General features: G+C 74.4%; 2 protein-coding genes. One reads left to right on the top strand and one right to left on the bottom strand.

What is annotated here, in order from left to right; translation table 11 throughout:
• Nucleotides 1–782: neutral zinc metallopeptidase (locus DQW06_RS15865; RefSeq protein WP_198662460.1), on the top strand; the 782-nt coding region annotated here is incomplete at its 5' end.
• Nucleotides 783–822: 40 nt separating this feature from the next.
• Here the strand turns inward: DQW06_RS15865 and DQW06_RS15860 are convergent.
• Nucleotides 823–1,934: NADP oxidoreductase (locus DQW06_RS15860; protein ID WP_117198818.1), on the bottom strand; the 1,112-nt coding region annotated here is incomplete at its 5' end.

Here is a 1,934-nt window from a genome sequence, read left to right as displayed (position 1 = left end):
CCACCCCCCAGGAGGAGCCCCAGCCCACCGGCGTCGACCTGTCCGCCCACTACGACGACCGCCTCAGGGCGCGGCCCAACCAGGTGGAGGTCGACGTCGTCGACCACCCCCTCTACGACGTCGCCATGCCCGTACCGGTCGACTGCGACGTCCCCGAGCTGGACATGGACTCCGACGAGTCCTGGGAGGAGTTCGCGTCCGTCTCCGGGGAGTGCCTGAACAGACTGTGGGAGCCGGTGTTCGAGGACCTGGGCGTGTCCGTGGAGCTGCCCGAGTTCGCCGTCACCCGGACCTCTCCCGACCCCCCCGACGCCAGCCCGGAGGACGGGTACACGCTCGCCTACTACGAGAGCGACCTGAGCCGCGTCACCGTCGTGCTGCCCAACGTGCGCCACCTGGGCGCCCTGCTCCCCCCGGACGAGCGCGAGGAGGTCTGGCTCGCCCTGATGGGCCACGAGTACGGCCACCACGTGCAGTACGCCACCGGCATCCTGGGCGTCGCGCACGGCATGACCTGGAAGGCCGAGAACGAACAGGCCGAACTGGAGGCGCTGCGCCGCACCGAGCTCCAGGCCGAGTGCATGGCCGGGGTGGGCCTGCGCGGGATCACCGGCGCCGACGAGGAGGCGCTGCGCACGGCCAACGAGCACTTCAACGCCGGAGGCGACCTGGACACGCACGGCAGCGCGGGCAACCGGGCGTTCTGGCTGGAACAGGGCTGGTCGCAGGCGACCGTGGAGGGCTGCAACACCTACGGCGCCGCCACCGACCAGGTCGCCTGAGCCTCCGCCGCGGGCCCGGGGAGGGCTGGCCCTGAATCGGTCAGCCGCCGACGACCCTGCGGTAGGCCTCCCAGCCGTGGAGCTTGACCCGCTCGCCCCGGTCCAGCTCCACGGCCTGGTCGGCCTCGGCTGTGTCGATGCGCAACCAGTCCTCGTAGTCGCTGTGGGCCACCCCGCGCTCGTCCAGCACGGTCTCCAGCGGCACCAGCTCCGGGGCCGCCGCGCGCAGCGCCCCGGCGTCCTCCAGCAGGGCGCGCACGGTCGCGGCGGCGTCGGACTTGTTGGTGCCGATCACCCCGGTGGCGCCCCGTTTGATCCATCCGGCCACGTAGTCCCCAGGAACCGCGCCTCCCTCGGCGTCCAGGACGCGCCCGCCCTCCTGGGGGACGGTGCGCCCCTCGGTGTCGAAGGGCACCCCGGGCAGCGCGACGCCCGCGTACCCCACCGAGCGCAGCACCATCCCGGCGGGCAGGTCGGTGGTCCGGCCGGTCCCGGTCAGACGTCCGTCGGCGTCCAGGCGGGTCTCCTCCACCCGCACGCCGCTCACGCGCCCCTCCTCCCCGCCCAGGACCTCCACGGGCCGGGCCCAGAAGTGCAGCCGCACGGTGCGGTCCCGCCCGCGGGGCCCGCGGGCGGCGTGTTCGGCCAGGAGCCGCAGGTTGGTGCGGGCGGCCCGGGCGACGTCGCGGGTTTCGGGGGAGCCGGTGCCCACGGCGGTGGGATCGATGTCCACCTGTTCGGGTCGCACGACGACGTCGGCGCCGGGCAGCGCGAGCAGGTCGCGCAGCTCGGGCGCGGTGAACTTGGCCTGGAGGGGGCCGCGCCGCGACAGCAGGTGGACGGTGCGCACGCGGCTGGCGGCGAGCACGTCCAGGACCGGCTGGGGGATGTCGGTGTGGCGGAGCTCGTCGGCGGTCTTGGCGAGGATGCGCACCACGTCCAAGGCGACGTTGCCCGCCCCGACCACGACGGCCTCCTCGGCGTCGAGCACGAACCGCTCCAGGGCGGTGTCGGGGTGCCCGCAGTACCAGTTGACGAAGTCGGTGGCCGCGACGCTGCCGGGCAGGTCCTCCCCCGGCACGTCCATGCGGCGGTCGACGCTGGCGCCGGTGGCGTAGACGACGGCGTGGTGGGTGCGGGCCAGGTCGGCGC

Origin of the sequence: Nocardiopsis sp. TNDT3, assembly GCF_003427465.1 — a bacterium.
Classification (GTDB): domain Bacteria; phylum Actinomycetota; class Actinomycetes; order Streptosporangiales; family Streptosporangiaceae; genus Nocardiopsis; species Nocardiopsis dassonvillei.
Note: the sequence above shows the minus strand (reverse complement) of the source record. Positions and strands in the feature narration are given on the sequence as shown.